Source organism: Streptomyces sp. NPDC087310, assembly GCF_044744405.1.
Taxonomy (GTDB): domain Bacteria; phylum Actinomycetota; class Actinomycetes; order Streptomycetales; family Streptomycetaceae; genus Streptomyces.
Genome location: NZ_JBIUYF010000008.1, coordinates 275635 through 298556, shown reverse-complemented (window position 1 = coordinate 298556; position 22922 = coordinate 275635). Strand labels below are relative to the sequence as shown.

General features: G+C 71.6%; 20 protein-coding genes. 14 read left to right on the top strand and 6 right to left on the bottom strand.

Annotated elements, in window-relative coordinates; translation table 11 throughout:
* The first annotated feature begins 91 nt into the window (after positions 1-91).
* The 7 genes from ACIO3P_RS29910 (at position 92) to ACIO3P_RS29880 (ending at position 7043) form a co-directional block, all read left to right on the top strand.
* Positions 92-1048 (top strand): WYL domain-containing protein, encoded by a 957-nt coding sequence (locus tag ACIO3P_RS29910; protein ID WP_329824476.1) that lies wholly within the window; start codon positions 92-94, stop codon positions 1046-1048.
* A 16-nt stretch (positions 1049-1064) separates the two neighbouring features.
* Positions 1065-2021: a WYL domain-containing protein gene (locus ACIO3P_RS29905; RefSeq protein ID WP_329824475.1), complete on the top strand. Its 957-nt coding sequence runs from the start codon at positions 1065-1067 to the stop codon at positions 2019-2021.
* A gap of 60 nt (positions 2022-2081) precedes the next feature.
* Positions 2082-2363, top strand: coding sequence for a hypothetical protein (locus ACIO3P_RS29900; protein WP_329824474.1), 282 nt, complete (start codon positions 2082-2084; stop codon positions 2361-2363).
* Between the two features lie 5 nt (positions 2364-2368).
* Positions 2369-2566 carry a hypothetical protein gene (locus ACIO3P_RS29895; protein ID WP_401792988.1) on the top strand — a complete coding sequence of 66 codons (198 nt, stop codon included), beginning with the start codon at positions 2369-2371 and terminating at the stop codon, positions 2564-2566.
* Positions 2567-2823: 257 nt separating this feature from the next.
* Positions 2824-3114 (top strand): Sec-independent protein translocase subunit TatA, encoded by a 291-nt coding sequence (tatA, locus tag ACIO3P_RS29890; RefSeq protein WP_329824472.1) that lies wholly within the window; start codon positions 2824-2826, stop codon positions 3112-3114.
* Between the two features lie 63 nt (positions 3115-3177).
* Positions 3178-4131, top strand: a complete 954-nt coding sequence (gene tatC, locus ACIO3P_RS29885) for a twin-arginine translocase subunit TatC (RefSeq protein ID WP_329824471.1) — start codon at positions 3178-3180, stop codon at positions 4129-4131.
* 83 nt (positions 4132-4214) lie between these two features.
* Positions 4215-7043, top strand: a complete 2829-nt coding sequence (locus ACIO3P_RS29880) for a DEAD/DEAH box helicase (RefSeq protein WP_329824470.1) — start codon at positions 4215-4217, stop codon at positions 7041-7043.
* 76 nt (positions 7044-7119) lie between these two features.
* Here the strand turns inward: ACIO3P_RS29880 and ACIO3P_RS29875 are convergent, their stop codons facing one another.
* Positions 7120-7770, bottom strand: a complete 651-nt coding sequence (locus tag ACIO3P_RS29875; protein ID WP_401792996.1) for a fasciclin domain-containing protein — start codon at positions 7768-7770, stop codon at positions 7120-7122.
* Between the two features lie 109 nt (positions 7771-7879).
* On the bottom strand, positions 7880-9502 hold the full coding sequence (locus ACIO3P_RS29870) for a molybdopterin-dependent oxidoreductase (protein ID WP_401854245.1): 1623 nt from the start codon (positions 9500-9502) through the stop codon (positions 7880-7882).
* Between the two features lie 233 nt (positions 9503-9735).
* Here ACIO3P_RS29870 and ACIO3P_RS29865 point away from each other — a divergent pair, with 233 nt between their 5' ends.
* From ACIO3P_RS29865 to ACIO3P_RS29845, 5 genes are read left to right on the top strand one after another with little or no spacing between them, the layout of a single operon-like run.
* Complete coding sequence (locus tag ACIO3P_RS29865; RefSeq protein WP_401854247.1) at positions 9736-11055, top strand: NAD(P)/FAD-dependent oxidoreductase; 1320 nt, start codon at positions 9736-9738, stop codon at positions 11053-11055.
* Entirely contained in the window at positions 11049-11834 is a 786-nt protein-coding gene (locus ACIO3P_RS29860; RefSeq protein WP_401854249.1) for a DUF1365 domain-containing protein, read from the top strand. The genes ACIO3P_RS29865 and ACIO3P_RS29860 overlap by 7 nt, the downstream gene beginning before the upstream one ends.
* Positions 11831-13138: a class I SAM-dependent methyltransferase gene (locus ACIO3P_RS29855; RefSeq protein ID WP_401854252.1), complete on the top strand. Its 1308-nt coding sequence runs from the start codon at positions 11831-11833 to the stop codon at positions 13136-13138. The genes ACIO3P_RS29860 and ACIO3P_RS29855 overlap by 4 nt, the downstream gene beginning before the upstream one ends.
* Positions 13135-14481, top strand: a complete 1347-nt coding sequence (locus tag ACIO3P_RS29850; protein ID WP_401854255.1) for a class I SAM-dependent methyltransferase — start codon at positions 13135-13137, stop codon at positions 14479-14481. The genes ACIO3P_RS29855 and ACIO3P_RS29850 overlap by 4 nt, the downstream gene beginning before the upstream one ends.
* Positions 14478-15299, top strand: a complete 822-nt coding sequence (locus ACIO3P_RS29845; RefSeq protein ID WP_401854257.1) for a DUF1295 domain-containing protein — start codon at positions 14478-14480, stop codon at positions 15297-15299. The genes ACIO3P_RS29850 and ACIO3P_RS29845 overlap by 4 nt, the downstream gene beginning before the upstream one ends.
* Before the next feature lie 95 nt (positions 15300-15394).
* On the opposite strand, the gene ACIO3P_RS29840 is transcribed toward ACIO3P_RS29845, so the two are convergent.
* The 4 genes from ACIO3P_RS29840 to ACIO3P_RS29825 form a co-directional block, all read right to left on the bottom strand.
* Positions 15395-16150 carry an anti-sigma factor gene (locus ACIO3P_RS29840; RefSeq protein WP_329824462.1) on the bottom strand — a complete coding sequence of 252 codons (756 nt, stop codon included), beginning with the start codon at positions 16148-16150 and terminating at the stop codon, positions 15395-15397.
* Entirely contained in the window at positions 16147-16731 is a 585-nt protein-coding gene (locus ACIO3P_RS29835) for a sigma-70 family RNA polymerase sigma factor (protein ID WP_329824461.1), read from the bottom strand. Before ACIO3P_RS29835 ends, ACIO3P_RS29840 begins: the two co-directional genes overlap by 4 nt.
* A gap of 247 nt (positions 16732-16978) precedes the next feature.
* Positions 16979-17827 (bottom strand): siderophore-interacting protein, encoded by an 849-nt coding sequence (locus ACIO3P_RS29830; protein ID WP_329824460.1) that lies wholly within the window; start codon positions 17825-17827, stop codon positions 16979-16981.
* A 52-nt stretch (positions 17828-17879) separates the two neighbouring features.
* Positions 17880-18785 (bottom strand): 5'-3' exonuclease H3TH domain-containing protein, encoded by a 906-nt coding sequence (locus ACIO3P_RS29825; protein ID WP_401854494.1) that lies wholly within the window; start codon positions 18783-18785, stop codon positions 17880-17882.
* Between the two features lie 294 nt (positions 18786-19079).
* Here ACIO3P_RS29825 and ACIO3P_RS29820 point away from each other — a divergent pair, with 294 nt between their 5' ends.
* Together ACIO3P_RS29820 and ACIO3P_RS29815 are read left to right on the top strand one after the other, a co-directional pair.
* Positions 19080-20258, top strand: a complete 1179-nt coding sequence (locus ACIO3P_RS29820) for a glycine betaine/L-proline ABC transporter ATP-binding protein (RefSeq protein ID WP_401854260.1) — start codon at positions 19080-19082, stop codon at positions 20256-20258.
* A complete protein-coding gene (locus ACIO3P_RS29815) occupies positions 20251-22869 on the top strand; it encodes an ABC transporter permease/substrate binding protein (protein ID WP_329824458.1) in 2619 nt (872 codons plus the stop codon). The genes ACIO3P_RS29820 and ACIO3P_RS29815 overlap by 8 nt, the downstream gene beginning before the upstream one ends.
* Positions 22870-22922: the final 53 nt, after the last annotated feature.

Sequence of the window (22922 nt, the reverse complement as noted above, 5' to 3'; positions counted from 1 at the left end):
ACGGCATGGACCCTCGGCTTTGCCGCGACACCCCGGGACGGTACGGTCAGCGGGCGGAGGCGGCACGATCAATGAGGGGTGCGAGGCGTCGATGGCCATTGCCAAGGCCGAGCGGCTGATGAATCTGGCGCTGTGTCTGCTCGGGACCCGGCGGCCGCTCAGCAAGCGCGAACTGCGTGGCTCCATCGAGGCGTACCTGGAAGCCGGCACCGACGAATCCTTCAACCGGATGTTCGAGCGGGACAAGGACGACCTCCGCGAACTCGGCCTGGTCATCGAGACGGTGGAGAACCTCGACGGCGAGACCGGCTACCTGGCCCGGCGCGACAGCAACCGGCTGCCCCCCATCACCCTCGACGCCGAGGAGGCCGCGGCCCTCGGCCTGGCCGCCAAGGTCTGGCAGCAGGCGCGGCTGGCCGGCGCGGCGAGCGGCGCCCTCCAGAAGCTGCGCGCCGCCGGGATGCCCGAGGCCGAGGACAGTTACGAGGCCCACCACGGCGCCCTCGAACCCCGTATCCCCGTCCACGAGGCCGCCTTCGAGCCGCTGATGCTCGCCTGCCGCGACCGGCGCCCCGTCTCCTTCGACTACCGCAAGGCCAACGCGGCCCGCGCCGAACAGCGCCAGGTCGAGCCGTGGACGCTGGAGTGCTGGCGCGGACACTGGTACCTGGCCGGCTGGGACCGCGACCGCGGCGCCGAGCGGGTCTTCCGGCTCTCCCGGATCTCCGGCCGGGTCCGCTCACGCGTCGGCACGTTCGGCGCGCCCGTACCCGACGTGGTGACCGTGCGCGAGACCGTGGAGAGCTGGGCGGGGGAGACCGCGACGCGCTCCGCGCTGATCAGGCTCCGCTCCGGCTGCGGCTACCCGCTGCGCTCCCGGGCGCTGTCCACCCGGGAAGTGGCCGACGGCTGGGACGAGCTGGAGATCCCGTACGGACACGGCCTGGACGCCTGGCTGGTGGAGTTCGGCCCGGACGTGGTCGTACTGGAGCCCGCGGATCTGCGGGCCGATGTCCTGGACCGGCTGCGCGCCGTGGCCAAGGGCTGAGAGGGGCTCGGACACCGTGGCAGTCAACGCGATCGACCAGACCCGGCGGATGCTCTCGCTGGTGACCTATCTGCGGGAGCGCCCCGGCGCCCATGTCGGCGACGTGGCCCGCGCGTTCGGGATCAGCGAGGACGAGCTGATCTCCGACCTCGATGTCCTGCCCATGTGCGGTACGAGCTTCCGCGGCGGCGACCTGCTGGACATCGACACCGACGGCGACCGCATCTGGTGGCACAACCCGGACGATGTCGCCGAGCCGCTGCGGCTCGCCGCCGACGAGGCGACGGCGCTGCTCGTCGCGGCCCGCGCGGTCGCCACCCTGCCGGGGCTGCGCGAGGGCGACCGGCAGGCGCTGCTGCGCGCCACCGCCAAGCTGGAGACGGCGGCCGGCGAGGCCGCGGGTGCCAGCTCCCGGCTCTCGGTGACCTTCGAGTCCGAGGGCGGTGTGTTCGCCGAGGTCGACCGGGCCATCTCCGAGCGGCGCCGGCTGTGGCTGCGGTACTACTCCCCGGCGCGGGACGAGCTGACGGAGCGCGAGGTCGACCCCATCCGGCTCTTCGCCGTGGGCCACACCTACATGGAGGCATGGTGCCGGCTCTCCGAGGCGCGGCGTACGTTCCGGCTCGACCGGGTGGCCGAGATCCGGCTGCTGGACGCCCCGGCCGCGCCCCCGGAGCTGGAGCTGCGGGATCTGTCGGAGGGGCTGGTGCAGCCGTCGGCCGAGGACCCCGAGGTGATCGTCGAGGTGGGCCCCGGCGGCCGGTGGGTCGCCGAGTACTACCCGCACGACAGCGCGGTGGAGCTGCCCGACGGAGGGCTGCGGATCACGCTGCGGACCCCGGTACCGGCCTCGCTGCGGCGGCTCGCGCTGCGGCTCGGCGGTGACGGGCGGATCGTCGCCCCGCCGGAGCTGGCGGACAGCGCGCGGCGGGCCGCCGCCGAGGCGCTGGCGGCGTACGAGCTCCACGACTGACCCGGCGGGCCGGACCGAACGGGCGAGAGCGAACGGCTGAGGACAAGGAGAAAGGGAAATATGTCGGCAATGTCTGGGCCGTCTGGTTTTTCGACGGTGGTCCCGGTCCTCTTCAAAGCGGCCTGCCCCGAGTGCCGGGCCGCCTTCGAACTGTCGGCGGGCGCGCTGCGCCTGGCGATCGGGGCCAGCCGGCGCACCACCTTCTACTCCTTCGTCTGCCCCGAGTGCGAGGCCCCGGTCCGCAAGCCCGCGGGCGAACGCATCATCGAACTCCTCACGGGCGGCGGGGTGCGGACGATGCGTCTGCACTCCACGCTCCAGGACCTGCCGGGAACGGTCTGAACACCATGCTCTGGCCCATGATCGCCATCGCCCTGGGTTTCCTCGGGACCGCCGTGCTCGGCGTCCTGGCCGTCCGGGTCTTCCTCGAAGCGCGGCGGCTCGCCCGCCAGGTCGCCACCACCACGGAGCGGATCAGCCTCGCCGCCGAGGAGCTGGAACGGTCCGCGACGCGGCTCGCCGCCACCGGTGACGCACTGCGATAGGGCCTCCCGTTCGGATCCGGCTTGATCAGAACGGAGGACCCCGGTCCCCACGCCCCCTGCTCAGCGCGATTCCGGAGAGGTACGCTGCACGATGTGGCCCGGGCAGCGAGGCGTGGGCCGCAGCGCTTGACGTACGCACGGGGATTGCCCTCTGTTCACCCCCGCGCGTTACGATCGCTGGGCAACCCGTCGGACACACGTCCGGCCCTATCCACGCAGGCCCGTTCCGTGCCGCCTCGGTGAGAAGGTAAAGACTTATGCTGTTCGGAAAGATCGGTGCCCCCGAGATCATTCTCATCCTCGTCGTGGTCATCCTCCTGTTCGGCGCCAAGAAGCTTCCCGACATGGCACGTTCGCTCGGCAAGTCGGCCCGCATCCTCAAGAGCGAGGCCAAGGCCATGAAGTCCGAGGGACAGCAGACCGCCCCGGCCGAGCCTCCGAACGACCCCGCTCAGGACCAGACCGCGCCCCGTACGATCCAGGCATTCCCCGGCGACGTGACGAACGCGCGCCCGGTGAACGAGCCCACGGACTCGACCAAGCGCTGACACCACCTGGGCCGGAGCGGGCACTGCCACGAGGCGGCCCGCCGCACGAGATGAGGACGTGGGTTGCTGAAGTCCGCCCGCAAGAAGGAGACGGACCCCGAGGGGCGGATGCCGCTGGTCGAGCATCTGCGCGAGCTGCGCAACCGGCTCGTCAAGGCGCTCATCGGCATCGTCGCCGTGACCATCGTCGCGGCCTTCTCCTACAAGGAGATCATCGAGTTCTTCACCGACCCGGTGCTGAAGTCGGTCGGATGTTCCGTGAGCTTCACCGACCTCGCCAAGCAGGAAGGGGGCACCTGCGCCCGGATCGTCCTCAACGGTCTGGTGACGCCCTTCACCCTCGCCCTCAAGGTCTCCCTGACGGCCGGTGTCGTCCTGGCCTCGCCGATCTGGCTCTACCAGCTCTGGGCGTTCATCGCGCCCGGGCTCCACAGGAACGAGAAGAAGTACTCCCTCGGCTTCGTCGCCGCGGGGTTCCCGCTCTTCCTGGCCGGTGGCTTCTTCGCGTACAAGACGCTGCCCACCATGGCGAGGGTCCTCCTCGACTTCTCGCCCGCCAACCTGGACAACCAGCTCCCGCTCGACGATCTGCTCGACCTGATCACGCGCATGGTGGTCGTCTTCGGCCTCTCCTTCGAGCTGCCGCTCCTCCTCGTGATGCTCAACTTCGGCGGAGTGATCAGCGGCAAGCGGATGGCCGGCTGGTGGCGCGGCATGATCATGGGCATCACGGTCTTCGCGGCGGTCGCCACCCCGAGCACCGACCCGGTCAGCATGCTCGGCCTGGCCGTACCGATCTGGGTGCTCTACTTCTTCGCCACCGGCATCTCCTTGATCAACGACCGCCGCAAGGCGGCGCGCGACGCGGCGGGCCCCGGTGACGACGAGGCGTCGGACCTGGACCTGACGCCCGAGGCCATCGGCGAGATCGAACCCGTCTCGACCCGGCCCGCGCTCCCCGAACAGTCGGACGGCGCCCGGAACAACCGGGTGAACGGGTACGACGACATCACCTGACCGGGGTCGGCGGAGCGGTGCCGCCCAAAGACGATTAAAGATCGGGCTGACTGTCAGAGGTGGCGGGTAGGCTCGACCGCAAGATGACAGAGGACCTCTCACCAGCCGAGCGCTACGCCGCCGCCCGGATCCGCGCCGCGGAACGGGCCACGGCGCTCACGCCCTTCCGCGAGATGTACGAATTCGGTCTGGACCCGTTCCAGATCGAGGCATGCCAGGCCCTGGAGGCGGGGAAGGGCGTGCTCGTCGCGGCGCCCACCGGCTCGGGCAAGACGATCGTCGGCGAGTTCGCCGTGCACCTCGCCCTGGCCGAGGGCCGTAAATGCTTCTACACGACCCCGATCAAGGCGCTCTCCAACCAGAAGTACGCCGACCTCGCCAAGCGGTACGGGTCCGACAAGGTCGGCCTGCTCACCGGTGACAACAGTGTGAACGCGGACGCGCCGGTGGTCGTCATGACCACCGAGGTCCTGCGCAACATGCTCTACGCGAACTCCCGGGCGCTCGTCGGCCTCGGCTATGTGGTGATGGACGAGGTCCACTACCTCTCCGACCGCTTCCGCGGCGCCGTCTGGGAAGAGGTGATCATCCACCTCCCCGCCTCCGTCACCCTCGTCTCGCTCTCGGCCACCGTGTCGAACGCGGAGGAGTTCGGTGACTGGCTGGACACCGTACGGGGCGACACCGAAGTGATCGTCTCCGAGCAGCGGCCCGTACCGCTGTGGCAGCACGTGATGGCCGGCCGCCGGATGTACGACCTCTTCGAGGAGGAGACCGACCACGGCGGCCGAGGCGTCGCCAAGCGCGAGGTCAGCCCGGACCTTGTCCGGCTGGCCCGGATGGAGAACCAGCGCACGTACAACCCGCGCGACCGCCGCCGCGGCAAGATGGTCCGTGAGGCGGACCGGGAGCGCGAGCGCCGCCAGCGCAGCCGTATCTGGACGCCGAGCCGGCCCGAGGTCATCGAGCGGCTGGACGCGGAGGGGCTGCTCCCCGCGATCACCTTCATCTTCAGCCGGGCCGGCTGCGCGGCCGCCGTACAGCAGTGCATGTACGCGGGCCTGCGGCTCAACACCGACGAGGCGCGCCGCCGGGTCCGGGAGATCGTCGAGGAGCGTACGGCCTCCATCCCCGGCGAGGACCTGCACGTCCTCGGCTACTACGAGTTCCTGGAGGGCCTGGAGCGGGGCATCGCCGCGCACCACGCGGGCATGCTGCCCACCTTCAAGGAGATCGTGGAGGAGCTGTTCGTCCGCGGTCTGGTCAAGGCCGTCTTCGCCACGGAGACACTGGCCCTCGGCATCAACATGCCCGCCAGGTCCGTGGTGCTGGAGAAGCTCGTCAAGTGGAACGGCGAGCAGCACGCCGACATCACCCCCGGTGAGTACACCCAGCTCACCGGGCGGGCCGGACGCCGGGGCATCGACGTCGAGGGCCACGCGGTGGTGCTCTGGCAGCGCGGCATGGACCCGGGCGCGCTTGCCGGGCTCGCCGGGACCCGTACGTATCCGCTGCGCTCCAGCTTCCGGCCCTCGTACAACATGGCCGTCAACCTCGTGCAGCAGTTCGGCCGGCACCGGTCGCGCGAGCTGCTGGAGACCTCCTTCGCCCAGTTCCAGGCCGACCGGTCCGTCGTCGGGATCTCCCGGCAGGTCCAGCGCAACGAGGAGGGCCTGGAGGGGTACCGGGCGGGGATGACCTGTCACCTCGGGGACTTCGAGGAGTACGCGCGGATGCGCCGCGACCTCAAGGACCGCGAGACGGAGCTGGCCAAGCAGGGCGTCGCACAGCGCAGGGCCGCCGCGGCCACCTCGCTGGAGCGGCTCAAGCCGGGCGACGTCATCCATGTCCCGACGGGCAAGTTCGCCGGCCTCGCGCTCGTGCTGGAGCCGGGACTTCCCGCGGGGCGCGCCAACGGGCACCGCGGCTTCGACTACCAGGAAGGCCCGCGTCCGCTCGTCCTGACCGCCGAGCGCCAGGTCAAGCGGCTGGCGGCGATGGACTTCCCGGTGCCCGTGGAGGCGCTGGAGCGGATGCGGATCCCCAAGTCGTTCAACGCGCGCTCGCCGCAGTCGCGCCGCGATCTGGCGTCCGCGCTGCGTACGAAGGCCGGGCACATCGTGCCCGAGCGGCACCGCAAGCAGCGGGCGACGGCGGCCGACGACCGGGAGATCTCCCGGCTCCGTACGGAGCTGCGCGCCCACCCGTGCCACGGCTGCGACGAGCGCGAGGACCACGCCCGCTGGGCCGAGCGCTACCACCGGCTCCAGCGGGACACCCGCCAGTTGGAGCGCAGGATCGAGGGCCGGACGAACACCATCGCCCGCACCTTCGACCGGATCGTCGCGCTCCTGACCGAGCTGGACTATCTGCGCGCCGACGAGGTCACCGAGCACGGCAAGCGGCTGGCCAGGCTCTACGGCGAGCTGGACCTCCTCGCCAGCGAGTGCCTGCGGGACCGGGTGTGGGAGGGGCTCTCCCCGGCCGAGCTGGCCGCCTGCGTCTCCGCGCTGGTCTACGAGGCCCGGCAGGCCGACGACGCGGTGGCGCCGAAGCTCCCGGCGGGCGACGCGAAGACCGCGCTGGCCGAGATGGTCCGTATCTGGGGCCGGCTCGACGCCCTGGAGGAAGACCTGAAGATCAGCCAGACGGAGGGCGTGGGCCAGCGTGAGCCGGACCTCGGCTTCGCCTGGCCGGTCCACATGTGGGCCTCCGGCAAGGGGCTCGACGAGGTGCTGCGCGAGGCGGAGATGCCGGCCGGTGACTTCGTGCGCTGGTGCAAGCAGGTCATCGACGTCCTCGGCCAGATCGCGGCGGCGGCCCCCCGGGAGGACAGCACGGTCGCGAAGAACGCCCGCAAGGCGGTCGACGCGGTGCGGCGTGGAGTGGTGGCGTACAGCTCGGTCGGCTGACGGCGGAGCGCCGCGGGCCCGCACCCCTCTCGGGGGTGCGGGCCCGCGCCATGCCCGCCGTTCGGCAGGGACCGGATCACATCTTCGGCATCAGGACCGTGTCGACGATGTAGACCGTGGCGTTGGAGGTCGGCACGTTGCCGCAGACGACCTTCGACGTGTCGTTCACGGTGTAGGACTCGCCCGAGCCGGCCGTGGTCAGCGTGGACTTCTCCAGGGTCGGGAAGGTGCCGCTCTCCAGCGCCTTCGGGTCCAGCTTCTCGCCCACCACGTGGTACGTGAGGATCTTGGTCAGCATGGCCTTGTCGGCGAGGACCTTGTCCAGGTCGGCCTTGGGGATCTTGGCGAACGCCTCGTTGGTCGGCGCGAAGACGGTGATGTCCTTGGCGTTGTTCAGGGTGTCGACCAGACCTGCCTCCTTCACCGCGGTGACCAGGGTGGAGAGGTCGGGGTTGTTCGAGGCGGCGGTGGCCACCGGGTCCTTCGACATGCCGTCGAAGGAGCCCGCGCCGGACTTCGGCACGGAGGCGCACGCCGTGCCGAAGGGCTGGTCGCCGGTGCCCGCCGCGTTGTCCGCCGGGGTCTCGGCCGTCTCGGTGGCGGCGGAGGCCGCGTCCGACGACTTGGTGTCCTTGCTGTCGTCGCTGGAGCAGGCGGTGAGGGCGAGCGGGAGTACTGCGGCGCCGACGAGGGCGATGGCGGCGCGCTGGAAACGGGTGGCGTTCATGGTGGATCTCCTTGGGAAAGGCGGTGCTCGCCGGAGTGCGGGCACAGGGGGGTAGGGACAGGGGTGAAGTGGCTTGTGGAGTGCGGTGGGACGGCCGTGCGGACGGCGGTCAGGTGACCGCGACGACCACCGAGTGCCAGCCGGTCGCCCCGTTGGGGACGGTGCCGACGCGTTTGCCGGTCTGGGTGTAGCCGTCCTGGTCGGTGGCGCGGACCTCAAGGGTGTGGTTGCCGGTGGTGGCGGGCCACTCCCAGACCCACTGGCGCCAGGTGTCGCGGGTGTCCTGGGCCGCCAGCCGCGCCGTGTGCCAGGGGCCGCCGTCGACCCGTACCTCCACCCGGGCGATGCCCCGGTGCTGAGCCCAGGCGACCCCGGCGACCGGGACCGTGCCGGGTTTGGGGCTGGCGAAGGGGCGCGGGGTGTCGATCCGTGACTCGGTCTTGATCGGTGCTTCCTGCGACCAGCTCCGCTTCACCCAGTACGCGTCGTAGTCGGCGAACGTGGTCAGCTCCAGGTCCTGGATCCACTTGCAGGCCGATACGTAGCCGTACAGTCCGGGCACCACCATCCGGACCGGGAAGCCGTGGTCGAAGGGGAGCGGCTCACCGTTCATCCCGACGGCGAGCAGCGCGTCCCGGCCGTCCATGACCGTCTCGACCGGGGAGCCGATGGTCATGCCGTCCACCGAGCGGGACACGAGCTGGTCGGCGGGACCGCCCTTCGAGGGCGGCCGTACGCCCGCCTCGCGCAGCAGGTCCGCCAGGCGTACGCCGATCCAGCGGGCGTTGCCCACGTACGGGCCGCCCACCTCGTTGGAGACACAGGTCAGCGTGATGTCCCGCTCGATCAGCTCGCGCCTGAGCAGATCGTCGAAGGTGACAGTGAGGGGGCGGGTGACCCCCTTGCCGTGGATCTTCAGCCGCCAGCCGGTGGCATCGACCCGCGGCACCACCAGCGCGGTGTCCACCCGGTAGAAGTCCTTGCTGGGCGTCGTGAACGGGCTGAGACCGCGGATCCTCAGATCCGCGTCCGCCGGTACGGGACGGGCCGGGGAGGCCGGCGGCGGCAGGACGACGTCCTTGCGCGAGGCGACGGCGCCGGCCGAACCCGACGCGTTGAGCCCGCGTCCCAGCGCGCCCGCCCCGGCCGATGCCGCCACCGCCGCCGTCGCGGCGATCACGAAGCGACGCCGGTCGAACGTACCGTCCGTTCCGCCGGCCGCGGGGGACGGACGGAGCGCGAGGGCGCCGGCCAGCAGGTAGAGCACCCCGCAGGCCACCACCGCGCCCACGAGTGAGGGCAGCGCGTCGACGGGGCCGCCGCCGGGACGGCTCACCGCCGCCACCGCGCCGATCGCCCCGAAGACCAGCACCGCCGCGGAGCCCGCCCGCCGGTGGTGCAGCGCGAAGACACCGACCGTCATCGCGAGGAGCGCCAGGACGATCACGATGCCGAGCTGGAGCACCAGCTTGTCGTTGGTCCCGAAGTTCCGTACGGCGAAGTCCTTGAGCCACGGGGGAGTGCGGTCGATGAACGCGCCGCCCACCGCCGTCACGGGACTCGCCTCGGGCCGGACCGCCGCCGCGGCCAGCTCCGCCACGGCCAGCGCGGAGAAACCCGCGATCAGCCCGCCGAGCGCGCCGAGGCCGCGGTGCAGCAGGCGCGCTGTCGGACCGTCGTGCTGACGGGCCTCTGGTTCCGGCACTTTCCGATCTTCGCTCACACCGGCCATTCGGCACCGGAAGCAAGGCGGATTGGTCGGACACCCGAAGGAATGAAAAAAAGTACCGCCGACGGCAGGACAGGCCCCGGAACAGGGCGTCCTCTCCGAAAGATCGCGCCGCGCACCAATCCCCGGCCCGCGCCGCCCCGAATGCCGGGTGAGGAAGGGCCGCGCGCAGCACCTGGGCGCGAGGCCCGGATCGCCGGACGAGGGCGATCGACGCACCAGGGCGAGGGAGCAGCATGAGCGGGGAACGTCGGCGTACCGCCGTGGTGGGCGGCGGGGTGGCGGGGCTGACCGCCGCGTACGTCCTGCGGGACGCGCACGAGGTGTCGCTGTACGAGGCGGACGACCGGCTCGGCGGCCACGCGCACACCCATGAGATCCGCTCGGCCGACGGCCGGGCGCACCACGTCGACTCCGGCTTCATCGTCCACAACGCGCGCACCTATCCGCATCTGCTGCGGCTCTTCGGGGAGCTGGACGTGGCGACCCAGGAATCCAGCATGAGCATGTCGGTCCGGTGCGACGGCTGCGGGCTGGAGTACGCGGGGGCCCGCGGCGCCGCCGGTCTCTTCGCCCAGCCGCGCAACGCGCTCAGCCCGCGCTATCTGCGGCTGCTCACCGAGGTGCCCCGCTTCCACCGGGCGGCCCGCCGGCTGCTCGCCGCCGAGGACGCCGTACGGAGCGGGGAGGTCGGGGGAGAGAGGAGGGACGGGGAGGTCGGGGGAGACGGGCGGACGCTCGGTGAGTTCGTCGCGGAGGGCCGCTTCTCGCCGTACTTCCTCTCCCACTTCCTGACCCCGCTGGTCTCCTGCGTCTGGTCCTGCGACGCCCGGACCGCGTTGCGCTACCCCGCCCGGTACCTCTTCCGCTTCCTGGCCCACCACGGGCTGCTGACGATCTCGGGCTCGCCGGTCTGGCGGACGGTCACCGGCGGTTCGCGCGCCTATGTCGACCGCGTCGGCGAACGGCTCACCGCCGTCCGCACCGCCACCCCCGTACGGTCCGTACGCCGCCACGCCGACGGCGTCGAGCTGACCACCGGGGACGGCACCACCCGGCGGTACGACGCGGTGGTCATCGCCGTCCACCCCGACCAGGCGCTGCGGCTGCTCGCCGACGCCACCGAGGACGAGCGCAGGGTGCTCGGGGCGTTCCCGTACTCCCGTAACGCCACGCAGTTGCACACCGACACCGGGGTGCTGCCGCGCAGCGCGGGCGCCCGCGCCTGCTGGAACTATCTGATGCCCGCCTGCGACGCGGGCGCCGACGCCGTACGGGTCAGCTACGACATGAACCGGCTCCAGCGGCTGGACGCCCCCGAGACCTATGTGGTCACCCTGAACGGCGCGGACCGCGTCGCCCAGGACCGGGTGCTCGCCCGCATGGTCTACGAACACCCGGTCCACACCCCTGAGTCGGTCGCCGCCCAGCGCGAACTGCCCGCGCTCAGCGGCCCGGTCACCGCGTACGCCGGCGCCTACCACGGCTGGGGGTTCCACGAGGACGGCTGTCGCGCCGGCGTGGCGGCGGCCGAGGCCCTGGGGGTGACATGGTGACCACCGGACCCGGCGCCCGCGCCACCCCGCCGGCCTCCGTCGCGCCCGCCTCCGCCGTACCCGCGCTCTACACCTGCGACGTCCGCCATGTCAGGACCGCGCCGCGCCGCTACAGCCTGGGCCTGCGCACCTACATGTGGCTGATCGACCCCGACCGGCCGCCGCGGCTGCCCCGGCCGCTGCGCCCCCTCGCCCGCTTCGACCCACGCGACCACTTCGGCGGGACCCGGCCCACCATCCGCGCCGGGCTGACGACGTTCCTCGCCGCCGAGGGCGTCGACCTGGCCGGCGGCCGGGTGACGATGCTCGCCCACGCCCGGGTCCTCGGACATGTCTTCAACCCGCTCAGCCTCTTCTGGTGCCACCGCGCCGACGGCACCCCGCTGTGCGTCGTCGCCGAGGTCCACAACACCTACGGCGAGCGCCACTGCTATCTGCTGCGCCCCGACACCACCGGGACGGCCACCGTGGACAAGGAGTTCTACGTCTCGCCGTTCTTCCCGGTCGACGGCGGCTACACCATGCGCCTCCCCGAACCGGACGAGCGGCTGCGGCTGACCATCCGTCTGGAGCGCCCCGAGGGCAGCCCGTTCACCGCGACCGTACGGGGCGAACGCCGCCCCGCCACCGCCGGGAACCTGGTGCGCGCCGCTCTGCGCCATCCCTGGTCCACCGCCGTCGTCTCCGCCGGCATCCGCTTCCACGGCATCCGCCTCCGCCTGCGCGGGCTGCCCGTCCAGCCGCGTCCCCGTCACCAGCCCCAGGAGGGTCTTCAGTGAGCGTCTCCGTCTCCCCGGCTTCCGCCCCGTCCCCCGGCGCTCCCGGTTCCCCCCGCCCCGCCGCCCCGGCGCCCGCCCCCGACCCCGACCCGCGGCGCTGGCCCGATGTGGCGGCCCTGCCGCGCGCCTCGTCGCTCCGTACGGCCGTGGCGGAACGGCTCGTCCGGCACGCCTTCGGCCGGCTCCCGCTGCGCGTACGGTTCGACGGCGGCGCGACGATCGGCCTCGGCGGCCCGCTGATGGAGATCCACGATGCCCGCGCCTTCCACCGCCGGATCGGCGCGGGCGGCCTGATCGGCTTCGGCGAGTCCTACATGGCCGGCGAATGGGACGCCCCCGACCTGGTCGGCGTGCTGACCGTCATGGCCGAACGCCTCGCCGAACTCGTCCCCCGGCCGCTCCAGAGGCTCCGCGCGCTCTGGGCGCCCCGGCAGCCCGCCGCGCAGCGCAACACCCCCGAGGGCTCGCGCGACAACATCAGCCGCCACTACGACCTCTCCAACGACCTCTTCGCGCTCTTCCTCGACGACACCCTCTCGTACTCCTCGGCCCTCTTCCGCGGCTTCCCCGCCGACCGCTCGCTGCTCGCCGCCGCCCAGCACCGCAAGATCGACCGGCTGCTGGACGAGGCCGGGGTCGGCCCCGGCACCTCGCTGCTGGAGATCGGCACCGGCTGGGGCGAACTGGCGCTGCGCGCCGCGGCCCGCGGCGCCCGCGTCCGTACCGTCACCCTCTCGGGAGAACAGTGCGCGCTGGCCCGCGAACGGATCCGCGAGGCCGGTCAGGAGGACCGCGTCTCCGTCGAACTGTGCGACTACCGCCTCGTGGAGGGCGTCTTCGACGCCGTCGTCAGCGTCGAGATGATCGAGGCCGTCGGCGCCGAGTTCTGGCCCGAGTACTTCATGACCCTGGACCGGCTCCTCGCCCCCGGCGGCCGGATCGCCCTCCAGGCGATCACCATGCCGCACGACCGGATGCTCGCCACCCGCGACACCCACACCTGGATCCAGAAGTACATCTTCCCCGGCGGCTTCTGCCCCTCCGTCGAGGCGATCGAACAGATCACCGCCGACCGCACCGCCCTGCGCGTGACCGACCGCGACACCTTCGGCCCGCACTACGCGGAGACGCTGCGGCTGTGGCGCGAACGCTTCACCGAACAGGCCGAACGGGTCGACGCGCTCGGCTTCGACGCCGTCTTCCGCCGGCTGTGGACCTTCTACCTCGCCTACTCGGAAGCGGGCTTCCGCTCCGGCTACCTCGATGTGCAGCAGATGCTGCTGACCAAGGAGACCTCCCGATGACCTCCACCCGGAAGGCCCCCCTCCCGGTGCCCGCGCCGCCCACCGGCGCCGCCCCGCGCCTCCACGCCCTCGCCGGACAGCTCCTCGGCGGCCGGCTGCCGCTGCGGCTGCGCGCCTGGGACGGCTCCGTCGCCGGGCCAGCGGACGCGCCCGTCGTGGTGATCCGCAACCGCCGCGCCCTTCGCCGGCTGCTCTGGCAGCCCGACGAACTCGGTCTCGCCCAGGCGTACATCACCGGCGAGCTGGACATCGAGGGGGAACTCGCCGACGGGCTGCGCACCCTCGGGAGCGCCGTGCGCGACCGGGGCCCGCGCCCCTCCCGGCTCACCGCCGCCGACCGCGTCAGGGCGGCCCGTACCGCGCTGAGCCTCGGCGCCGTCGGGGTGCGCCCGCCCGCGCCCGCCGCGCAGGCCCGGCTCACCGGCTCCGTGCACAGCAGGGCCAGGGACCGGGCGGCGATCAGCCACCACTACGACCTCTCCAACGACTTCTACGCGCTGCTGCTCGACGAGACGATGGCGTACTCCTGCGGCTACTGGACCGGCGAAGGACCCGGTTACGGGGCCGCCGACGCCCAGCGCGACAAGCTGGAGCTGATCTGCCGCAAGCTCGCGCTGGTACCCGGCGCGCGGCTGCTGGACATCGGCTGCGGCTGGGGATCGCTCACCCTGTACGCGGCCGAGGAGTTCAAGGCCCGGGTCACCGCCGTCACGCTCGCCGCCGAACAGGCCTCGTACGTCCGGGCCCAGGTCACTGCCCGGGGGCTGGAGGAGCTGGTCGAGGTACGGCTGTGCGACTACCGCGACATCGAGGGCGGCGGCCACGACGCCGTGTCCAGCGTCGAGATGGGCGAGCACGTCGGCGACGCCGAGTACCCCGCCTTCACCGCGCTGCTGCACCGGATGGTCAGGCCCGGCGGCCGGGTCCTCGTCCAGCAGATGTCGCGCGCCGCCACGGCCCCCGGCGGCGGTGCCTTCATCGAGTCGTACATCGCCCCCGACATGCACATGCGCCCGCTGGGGGACACCGTGTCGCTGCTGGAGGGGGCGGGCCTTGAGGTACGGGCCGTGGAGGCGATGCGCGAGCACTACGTCCGGACGATCCGGGCCTGGCACCGCACGCTGGAGGAGCGCTGGGACGAGTTCGCCGCGCTGGTCGGTCTCCAGACCGCCCGGGTCTGGCGGCTCTACCTGGCCGGTTCCGCGCTCGCCTTCGAGGAGCGCCGGATGGGCGTGGACCAGATCCTCGCCGTACGGCCGACGGCCACGGGGGAGAGCGGGATGCCCGCGGGCGGCCCGGCCGGAGCGCTCCGGGAGTGGTACCAGGGCGGTGTGCCGCGGTGAACGGCTACCCGTGGGCCGCGTTCGGGGAGGGGGTCGGCGCCGCCGCGGCGACGGCCCTCGCCGTCATGCTCGTCACCTTCGCGCTCGCCCTCGTCAAAGGGATGCACCGGATCGTGGACATCGCCTGGGGCCTCGCCTTCACGGCCGTCGCGCTCGTCTCGTACGCCGTGTCGGCCGGTGACGGCGGCGACGGGACACGGCGGCTGCTGATCACCGTCCTGACCGCCGTGTGGGGGCTGCGCCTGGCCGCCCATATCGCCGCGCGCGGCCGGGGCCACGGCGAGGACGCGCGGTACGAGGCGATGCTCGCCCGCGCGCCCGGCGACCGGAACCTGTACGCCCTGCGCATGGTCTATCTGCTCCAGGGCGCCCTGGTCGTGCTGGTCGCGCTGCCCGTGCTGGCCGCGCCGTACGTGGCGGGACCGCTCGGCCCGGTCGCGTACGCGGGCTGCGCGCTCTGGCTGGTCGGGCTGGTCTTCGAGGCGGTGGGGGACCGGCAGCTCGCCCGGTTCAAGGCCGATCCCGTGCACCGGGGGCGCATCATGGACCGCGGGCTGTGGAGCTGGACCCGGCACCCCAACTACTTCGGGGACTTCTGCGTGTGGTGGGGGCTCTTCCTGATCGTCTGCGACGAACCGGTGGCCGCCGCCGCGACCGTGGCCGGCCCCGTGGTGATGAGCCTGCTGCTGATCAAGGGGAGCGGGAAGCGTCTGCTGGAACGTCATATGGCGGACCGTCCTGGCTTCGCCGAGTACACCGCCCGTACGAGTGGTTTCTTCCCGCTGCCGCCGAAGAGGCCCCGGGCCGGCGCGCGCTGACCCGACGGGCGCCGACTGACCGGCCGGCGCCTGTCGGCGGTGGATCGGGCGGGGCCGCAAGGTCATGGCCCGCGGCTCCGCCCGATCCGCCGCCCTCACGCGGCCGGGAAGTTCATCAGGGCCAGCGGGGTGGAGGTGGGCTGCTCGGAGCCGCCCGCCGGTTCCACCGTGATGCCCATGCCGGACGCGCCGTCCACCGGCCCGTCCATCAGTACGGAGGCGGAGCCGGTCGCGGGGTTCAGCAGCCCCGCGGCGCGCATCGTGCCGCCGTCGTTGTACCAGAGCTCGTAGACCTTGCCGCTGGGCGGTTTCGGCATCCCGGTGGCGACGAACGCAGCCCGGTCCCGGGCACGGGAGACGATCACGCTCCCCGTCGCGCCGTTCGTCAGACCGCCCGTGGCGACCTGGGCGTCCGGGGCCGCGAGGACGGCGGTCAGTTCCTCGGAGTGCCGCTGCGCCGCCCGTGCCTCCTGGCGCGCGTCCCGCGCCTCCTGGTTCTGCCAGACCGCGACCCCGCCGAGCCCCGCCACGGCGGCCAGACACGCGGCCAGGGCGAAGCGGGAGAGCGCGCGGCCACGGCCGCCGCCGCCGGACCGGGCCTGACGGTGGGTCACCTTCGGTGGGTCCTGACGCTCGGCGGCGATCCGCCGGAGCACCTGCTCCTTGAGCGCGGGCGGCGGGGTCACGGCCACGGCCCGGCCCAGCCGGGCGGCGGTCGCCGAGAGTTCCCGTACCTCCTGGGAGCACGCGTGGCACGCCTCCAGATGGCGTTCGAACTCGGCGCGCTCCTCCGGGGCCAGGGCGTGCAGCGCGTACGCGCCGGTCAGCGTGTGGAGATCCGCAGTGGTCATGCGTTCACCCCCAAGCAGTCGCGCAGCCGGATGAGCCCGTCGCGCAATCGGGTCTTGACCGTGCCCAGCGGCACCGAGAGCAACTCGGCGACTTCCCGGTAGGCCAGGCCCTGGTAGTACGCCAGTGTGACGGACTGGCGCTGGAGTTCGGTGAGAGTCCGCAGACAGCGGCGCACCTGCTCGCGTTCGAAACTGGCCTCCACCTGCTCGGTGACCTCGTCGAAGGCGGGCGTACGGTCGAGCAGCGCGGCCCGGTGCTCCCGGTCGCTGGACGCCTGCGCCGAGCGCACCCGGTCCACCGCGCGGCGGTGCGCGAGGGTCAGCACCCAGGTCATGGCGCTGCCGCGGGACGGCTGGAAACGGGTGGCCGTCCGCCAGACCTCCAGCAGGACCTCCTGCGCCACCTCCTCCGACTGGGCCGGATCGCGCAGCACGCTGCGCACCAGGCCCAGTACGGGTCCGCAGACCTGGTCGTACACCCGGGAGAACGCCTCCTGGTCGCCCCTGGCCACCTGGCTCAGCAATTCCTGAAGATCGGGCCCCGCCGAAGCGGGGCCGCCGATGTGTACGGCTTCTTTCACGCGGCTTTCCTCCACGGTGCGCACATGCGTGCGAGCTTCCATTCGTGCTGGTCGGCGAGTGGTCCGAACAGACTCCACCATGGATTCGGAGCCGGGGTGCCCGCGGATTGGTCCGGCCCGCACCGAAGTGGCTGCCGAGACAGGTCTCGGCAGCCACTTCAAGAAGGTCGTACAGGGAACGTCCACGGGCCCCGGTACGGGCGGACCGCCCGTACCGGGCCCGTGGACGGAGCCCGGCGGTGGTGCGTCAGGCCGCGGGGCGCTGCTCCTGCTCCTTCTCCACCTGCTCGTTCCACTCGCGCTTGACGGCGCGCCACGCCTCGTCGGTCTGGCCGAGCCGCCAGTACCCCGAGATCGACAGCCGCTCGCGCGGTATGTTCCGCTCCAGCCGGAGGTGGCGGCGCAGCTCCTTCACGAAACCCGCCTCGCCGTGGACGAAGGCCAGGACATCGCCGGGCGGGAAGTCGAGCGCGCGCACGGCGGCGGTCAGCGCCTCGCCCACCGGGCGGGAGCCGCGGTGCAGCCAGGTGATCCCGACCCCGTCCGGTGTCGCGATCTTCTGCTCCTCCTCGGGGCCCGGGATCTCCACGAACGCGTGCACCACGGCCCCGGGCGCCACCCGCTCCAGGGACGCGGCGATCGCCGGCAGCGCGCTCTCGTCGCCGACCAGCAGATGCCAGTCGGCTGCCGGGTCCGGCGCGTAGAGGCCGCCGGGCCCCAGCAGTCGTACCGTCTCGCCCGGCTGCGCACGCGCCGCCCACGGGCCGGCCAGCCCCTCGTCGCCGTGGACCACGAAGTCGATGGCCAGCTCCAGGGCGGCCGGGTCCCAGGCGCGCACCGTGTACGTACGGTTCAGGGGCCACTGGTCGCGGGGGAACTCCGCCCGGATCCGGTCCATGTCGAACGGCTCCGGGTAGGTCACGCCGTCCGGGGTGAAGAGCACCTTGACGTAGTGGTCCGTGAACTCCCCGGCCCGCACCGAGGCCAGCCCCTCGCCCCCCAGGACCACACGCACCATGTGCGGGGTGATCCATTCGGTGCGCAGGACCTGTCCCTCATGGACCTTCGGTGCTTGGCGGGCCGGCTGTTCTGCCACGGCGGTCTCCCTCGACTCCACGACGCTTAGGCTTACCTAAGTAAGCTAACACTCACCGTGGAAGTGTGGCGAGCAGACGTTGCAGCGCCCCGCCCAGACCCCACCGCGTGGCCAGCGCGTCGACCATGGCCGGATCGCGCGGTCCCGCGGGCAGCGCCGGGTCGAACTCCGGCAGCGGGACGTCCCCGGCGACCCGGACCACCGTGGGCGCGACCGCCACGTACTCCCGCGCCCCGTCCAGCCGCTTGCGCTGCGACGGGGTGAGCCGGGAGGACGGGTCGTCGACCGCCGCCATGATCCCGGCGAGATCGCCGTAGGCGTCCAGCAGCTTGGCCGCGGTCTTCTCGCCGATTCCCGGTACGCCGGGCAGCCCGTCGCTCGGGTCGCCGCGCAGCAGCGCCAGATCGACGTATCCGGCGCCGTCCACCCCGTACTTCTCGCGCAGCGCCGCCTCATCCATGAGCTGCAGCGTCCCCACGCCCTTGACCGGGTAGAGCACCCGTACGCCCCGGGAGTCGTCGATGAGCTGGAAGAGGTCCCGGTCGCCCGTGACGATGTCGACGGGGCCCGCGGCGCGGCCCGCGAGCGTGCCGATCACGTCGTCCGCCTCGTACCCCGCGACACCCACGCGCGCGATGCCCAGCGCGTCGAGGACCGCCTCGATCACCGGGACCTGCGGACCCAGGGTGTCCGGGGTCTCCTCCTCGTCGGGCCCCTCGGGGCGCTCCTGGGCCACCCGGTGCGCCTTGTACGAGGGGATCAGCTCCACCCGCCAGGCGGGCCGCCAGTCGGCGTCCATGCAGGCGACCAGGTCGTCCGGATGGTGGTCCTGGACCAGCCGGGCGATGAAGTCGAGCAGACCGCGCACCGCGTTGACCGGCGTGCCGTCCGGGGCCCGTACGGAGTCGGGGACCCCGAAGTAGGCGCGGAAGTAGAGGGAGGCGGTGTCCAGGAGCATCAGGCGTCGTGTCACACCCCCGATGATGCCCTGTACCACTGACAGTGCCGGTTCGCGCCGGTCCGTGACCGGGCGGCCGGGTGCGAAAGGGGGTTTTGCGCCGATCCGCTTGTGATCTTGTGTGACCTGTGTCACTTAATTGTTTGCCTTGTGTAAGGACGGGCAGGCGCGCTCCCGGAGCCAGCCAGAGGGCGATTTCACGCATCGTCCCCGGTGGACGGACCGAATCCGCCCGCTCCACGGCCCGCCCGCGGGGGTGACGGGCCGTTTTTCCGTTCAAACCGTGAGGTGTATGTGACCAGGCTGCAAGCCGATCACCTGTACAAGGTATTCGGCAGACGACCGGACGAAGCCGTGACGAAGCTCAAGAACGGTACGGACCGTGACGAGCTCCGCGCCGACGGTACGACCGCAGCGGTGATCGACGCCTCGTTCTCGGTCGAGCCCGGCCAGATATTCGTGGTGATGGGTCTCTCGGGATCCGGCAAGTCCACGCTGCTGCGCATGCTGAACGGACTCCTGGAGCCCACCTCGGGCCAGGTGCTCTTCGACGGCCAGGACCTGACCGCCCTGCCCCCCGCCGAACTGCGGCACGTCCGTTCCACCAAGATCAGCATGGTCTTCCAGCACTTCGCGCTCTTCCCGCACCGCAGCGTTCTGGAGAACGCCGGATACGGACTCGAAGTGCAGGGCGTGCCCCGCGCGGAGCGCGAGAAGCGCGCCGCCGAGGCCCTGGAGATGACCGGTCTGGGCGGCTGGGAGAAGTCCTGGCCCGACGAGCTGTCCGGCGGCATGCAGCAGCGTGTCGGCCTGGCCCGCGCGCTCGCCACCGACGCCGATCTGCTGCTGATGGACGAGTCCTTCAGCGCGCTCGACCCGCTGATCCGCCGCGACATGCAGGATCAGCTCCTCGAACTCCAGAAACGGCTCAAGAAGACCATCGTGTTCATCACCCACGACCTCAACGAGGCCATGCGCCTCGGTGACCGGATCGCGGTCATGCGCGACGGGGAGATCGTCCAGCTCGGCAGCGCCGAGGACATCCTCGTCACCCCGGCCAACGACTACGTCGCCTCCTTCACCCAGGACGTCGACCGCTCCCGGGTGCTCACCGCGGGCGCCATCATGGCCGACCCGGAGACCGCCTTCGGCACCGTCACGGACGGCGGCAAGGAGCTGCGCGACGCCCAGGACATCCTGGCCGCCGCGCCCGCCACCGTCACCGAGTCCACCCCGATCATCGAGCTGTTCACCCCCTGCTCGACCAGTGGGGTGGCCGTCGCCGTCGTCGACGACGAGGGCACCCTCGTCGGCGTCGTCCCGCGCTCGCGGCTGCTCGCCGTCCTCGGCGAGCCGATGACCCCCGCCGACGCGCTCGCCCCGGTCGCCACGGACAAGAACGTCGAGTCCACGGCCGCCAAGGGTGCGGCTGTCAAGGGCACCGGTACGGACAAGGCGGTCGCCAGTGCCTAGGCTGCCCCTCGGTGACTGGGTCGACAGCGCTGTCGACTTCCTTCAGAACCACTTCGCCTGGCTGTTCGACGCGATCGGCTGGGTCGTCTCACACCTGTACGACGCCATCAACGCCGTACTCTCCGCGCCGGAGCCGCTGCTCCTCGCGGGGATCTTCGCCGTGCTCGCCTGGTGGATGCGGAGCCTCAGCGCCGGTCTCCTCGCCTTCGTCGGCTTCGCGCTCATCGACTCGATGGAGCTGTGGGCCGAGGCGATGGAGACGCTCTCGCTGGTGCTGGTCGCGACCATCGTGGTGCTGGCCATCGCGATGCCGCTCGGCATCTGGGCGGCGCGCTCCAAGACGGTCAGCTCGCTGATCCGTCCGGTGCTCGACCTGATGCAGACCATGCCCGCCATGGTCTACCTGATCCCCGGTGTCGTCTTCTTCGGCATCGGCGCGGTGCCCGGCATCATCGCCACGATCATCTTCGCCCTGCCGCCCGGCGTCCGGATGACCGAGCTGGGCATCCGGCAGGTCGACGCGGAGCTGGTCGAGGCCGCCGAGGCGTTCGGCACCACGCCCCGTAACACCCTGCTGCGGGTCCAGCTCCCGCTGGCCCTCCAGACGATCATGGCGGGCATCAACCAGGTCATCATGCTGGGCCTGTCCATGGTGGTCATCGCGGGCATGGTCGGCGGTGGCGGGCTCGGTGGCGCCGTCTACCGCGCGCTCGGCAACATCGACGTCGGCCTCGGCTTCGAGGCGGGCCTCTCCGTCGTGATCCTCGCCGTCTACCTGGACCGGATCACCGGCGCGCTCAGCCTCCAGGTCTCCCCGGTCGGCCGCCGCATCCTGGCCAAGGCCAAGGAGGCCGCGGGCGGTCTGAAGATCTGGCAGCACCGTCCGCAGCCCGTCGTCGCGATCGCGGGCGTACTCGTCCTCGCGCTCGTCGCGGGCGGCATCGGCCTCTTCGGCGGCTCCTCGTCGTCCACCTCGAACGACGCCGGCAACGTGGGCCAGGGCAAGAAGATCAGCATGGGGTACATCCCCTGGGACGAGGGCATCGCCTCCACGTTCCTGTGGAAGGAGCTGCTGGAGCAGCGCGGCTACGAGGTCGACGCACGGCAGTACGAGGCGGGATCGCTCTACACCGGCCAGGCCAACGGCCAGATAGACATCCAGACCGACTCCTGGCTGCCGGTCACCCACGCGTCCTACTGGGCCAAGTACAAGGACGACCTGGAGGACATGGGGGCCTGGTACGACAAGACCTCCCTGGAGCTCTCCGTTCCCTCGTACGTGAAGGGCGTCAACTCCCTGGCGGACCTCAAGGGCAAGAGCTCCACGTTCAAGGGCCGCATCATCGGCATCGAGCCGAGCGCGGGCGAGATGGGCCTCCTCAAGGACAAGGTCCTCAAGGCGTACGGTCTCGACAAGGAGTACAAGCTGGTCGACGGCTCCACGTCGGGCATGCTCGCGGAGCTGAAGCGCGCGTACGCCAAGAAGGAGCCCGTCGTCGTGGTGCTCTGGTCGCCGCACTGGGCGTACGACACGTACGACCTCACCAAGCTGGCCGACCCGAAGAAGGCGTTCGGCGCGGAGAGCGACGGCGTCCACACGCTGGCCCGCAAGGGCTTCTCCGAGGACAACCCGCAGGTCGGCTCCTGGCTCAAGAACTTCAAGATGGACGAGAAGCAGCTCACCAGTCTTGAGGCCGAGATCCAGAAGGCCGGCCAGGGCAAGGAGCAGGACGCCGTACGGACCTGGCTCAAGGCCAACCCCGGTCTCGCCGACAAGTGGACCCCGGTCGAGAAGTCCGGTGCGTCGGGCAAAGGCGAGACCGAGCGCGCCCTGAACGTCGCGTGGTTCCCGTGGGAGGAGGACATCGCCGCCACGTACCTGTGGAAGGCGGTCCTGGAGGAGCGCGGCTACAAGGTCAACCTGAAGCAGTTCGAACTCGGCCCGATGTACGAGGCGATGTCCCGGGGCCAGATCGACGTGCAGTTCGACGCGTGGCTGCCGAACGCGCAGAAACGGTACTGGGACAAGTACAAGAACGACCTCACCCAGCTCGGTTCCTGGTACGGGCCCACCACCCGTGAGGTCGCCGTTCCCTCGTACGTCAAGGGCGTCGAGTCCCTGGACGACCTGAAGGGCCGCGGCGGCGATTTCCAGGGCCGGATCGTCGGGATCGAGCCCGGCACCGAGCAGATGAACGTCCTCAAGGAGGACGTGGTGCCCGGGTACGGCCTCGGCGGGGAGTACAAGGTCGTCGACAGCTCCACGCCCGGCATGCTCGCCGAGCTGAAGCGCGCGTACGCCAAGAAGGAGCCGATCGCCGTTTCCCTGTGGAGCCCGCACTGGGCCTACAAGGAGTACGAGCTGACCAAGCTCAAGGACCCGAAGAAGGCATTCGGTGACGGTGACCGGCTCACCACCGTCGCGCACAAGAGCTTCACCGGGAACTATCCGCAGCTCACGAAGTGGTTCAAGAACTTCAAGCTGAGCGAGGAGCAGCTCTCCGGCCTGGAGAACGAGATCCAGAAGGCCGGTACGGGACACGAGGAGGAAGCCGTGAAGACCTGGATGGGTGAGAATCCGGGCATCGCGGACAAGATGGCCCCGGTGTAGCCGGAAGGCATCACAGAGGTTGACCCGGAAGGGTGGGTGTCGCACCGCGCGAC

Excerpts from the sequence above, each read along its gene's own strand:
- ACIO3P_RS29910 (WP_329824476.1), top strand. The coding sequence starts at position 92 with ATGGCCATTGCCAAGGCCGAGCGGCTGATGAATCTGGCGCTGTGTCTG.
- ACIO3P_RS29900 (WP_329824474.1), top strand. The coding sequence starts at position 2,082 with ATGTCGGCAATGTCTGGGCCGTCTGGTTTTTCGACGGTGGTCCCGGTC.
- ACIO3P_RS29895 (WP_401792988.1), top strand. The coding sequence starts at position 2,369 with ATGCTCTGGCCCATGATCGCCATCGCCCTGGGTTTCCTCGGGACCGCC.
- tatA (WP_329824472.1), top strand. The coding sequence starts at position 2,824 with ATGCTGTTCGGAAAGATCGGTGCCCCCGAGATCATTCTCATCCTCGTC.
- ACIO3P_RS29880 (WP_329824470.1), top strand. The coding sequence starts at position 4,215 with ATGACAGAGGACCTCTCACCAGCCGAGCGCTACGCCGCCGCCCGGATC.
- ACIO3P_RS29875 (WP_401792996.1), bottom strand. The coding sequence starts at position 7,770 with ATGAACGCCACCCGTTTCCAGCGCGCCGCCATCGCCCTCGTCGGCGCC.
- ACIO3P_RS29870 (WP_401854245.1), bottom strand. The coding sequence starts at position 9,502 with ATGGCCGGTGTGAGCGAAGATCGGAAAGTGCCGGAACCAGAGGCCCGT.
- ACIO3P_RS29865 (WP_401854247.1), top strand. The coding sequence starts at position 9,736 with ATGAGCGGGGAACGTCGGCGTACCGCCGTGGTGGGCGGCGGGGTGGCG.
- ACIO3P_RS29860 (WP_401854249.1), top strand. The coding sequence starts at position 11,049 with ATGGTGACCACCGGACCCGGCGCCCGCGCCACCCCGCCGGCCTCCGTC.
- ACIO3P_RS29850 (WP_401854255.1), top strand. The coding sequence starts at position 13,135 with ATGACCTCCACCCGGAAGGCCCCCCTCCCGGTGCCCGCGCCGCCCACC.
- ACIO3P_RS29840 (WP_329824462.1), bottom strand. The coding sequence starts at position 16,150 with ATGACCACTGCGGATCTCCACACGCTGACCGGCGCGTACGCGCTGCAC.
- ACIO3P_RS29825 (WP_401854494.1), bottom strand. The coding sequence starts at position 18,785 with ATGCTCCTGGACACCGCCTCCCTCTACTTCCGCGCCTACTTCGGGGTC.